Source organism: Mesorhizobium sp. M7A.F.Ca.US.007.01.2.1 (assembly GCF_003998165.1).
GTDB classification, from domain to species: Bacteria; Pseudomonadota; Alphaproteobacteria; order Rhizobiales; family Rhizobiaceae; genus Mesorhizobium; species Mesorhizobium ciceri.
In genome coordinates this window covers 1-1,689 of sequence record NZ_RZQP01000454.1, presented here as the reverse complement: position 1 = coordinate 1,689, position 1,689 = coordinate 1, and the positions used below count along the sequence as shown (strand labels likewise).

Annotated in this window: 1 protein-coding gene; it reads right to left on the bottom strand. The window is 57.7% G+C overall.

Annotated features, from left to right (window positions below; translation table 11 throughout):
• Positions 1-1,664: GMC family oxidoreductase N-terminal domain-containing protein (locus EN949_RS35030; RefSeq protein ID WP_224571102.1), on the bottom strand; the 1,664-nt coding region annotated here is incomplete at its 3' end.
• Positions 1,665-1,689: the final 25 nt, after the last annotated feature.

Here is a 1,689-nt window from a genome sequence, read left to right as displayed (position 1 = left end):
TAGCTCCGTCTGCCGTCTCTCAAGGTTGTGTCGGCCAATTTCTCAGCCACCATAATCGTCGGAATGTTTGTGTTCGCCCGAGGGCAAAATGGCATGACGGAAGCGTCGGCGATCCTCAAACCCAAAATACCATGAACGCGTCCCGACGGATCGGTCACAGCGCCAGGATCCGCGGCTGCCCCCATCCTGCAGGTCGACGTCGGATGCCAACTTGGGATGACGTTCTGGCGAATATACCGATCCAGATGTTTCTCGTCGTTGACGAGATCGGAAATGCTATCCCCATCCGTTATGACGCGCCTAATCAGCCCACGGCGCAGCCGCGGCGACGCGTCCATGAGCAGCGCCAGAAATGACGTGAGTGCATAGTTTGTGCTTGTGACCTTGCTCACCAGCTTCGCTCGCGCATTCAACGCTGACGGAAACGGGTCCAGCGCCACAGAGGACAGCGAATCTTGCTGCAGCAGGCGGACTATGAAGCGAAAGCCCTGCTTGAGGCGCTCGGCGTCCCGCTTGTCGCTCAACCAGTTGAAATCGACCTCCGGCTCTATTTTATGCGAACTACCCTTGAGCGCCACAGTTCCCGTCGAGTAGCTGCGATTGACCCACACGGCGAGAGTGCCGAGGCGCCTCCCCAGCGGGTGCCAGGATGATTTGGCAACAGTCGATATTGCCATATCGGTCGACGGGCAGCCTTCGTAACCCGACGAGTAGCGGGCGTGCATCTGAATATATTCGCTCACGCCGGGTGACAAGCGATCGGCCGGCTTCAAATAGGCCGAAACGCAAATCGTGGGGTGTTCCTGAAGATTCTGGCCCACACCTTTCAAATCTGCAACGATAGGGATTCCGAATTGTACTAATTCCTTCGCGGGGCCGATCCCGGAGCGCATCAATATGGCGGGTGAATGGAGTGCTCCTGCGCACAGGATAACGCAAGAAGCGCTATACGATTGCACGCCCGATTTGTTCTCCGTCTCGACCCCCGTTACCGTTGTTCCCAAAAAGGTCAGCCGCGCAACTGTCGTTTCGGATAAAATCGTTAGATTGCGGCGAGAGCGGACGGTTTCGGGTAAGTACGCCATCGCGGAGGAGACCCGATGACCATTGCGGTTGGTCAATGGGACAACTGAATAGCCATCACCGAATGCACCATTGAAGTCTGGCCTGAAATGAAGCCCCAAAGCATCGTAAGCATCGGAGATTGCCCGGATGAAGCCCGACCAGTCTGATTGGCGCACACGTTTGATTGGCAAGGGGCCGTTCGTGCCATGAAATTCCCCGCCGAAATCCAAATCGCATTCTAGACGACGGAAGTAGGGCAGCACGTCTTCCCAACCCCAGCCCGTTGCACCGCTTGAGGCCCACTCATCGTAATCTCCGGGCCCGCCGCGGTTGGCGACTTGGGCATTGATGCTGGAGCCGCCACCCATGACGCGCGCCTGTTCGTAATGGACAGGCTTGCGGCCACCTCGCACCGTTGTCGCGTGGAGTGACTGCCATCGATAACCGGGATTAAGGTAAGCACGCGTTGGGTCGCCATCCTGGATGTCGTCAGGAATGGCATTCGGCGGCGTATCAGGGCCAGCTTCAATGAGCAGCACGCGAGCGCCATAGGCGGAGAGCCTGCTCGCCATCACGCATCCAGAGGAGCCACCACCCACGACGATATAATCGAAAACCACGCAA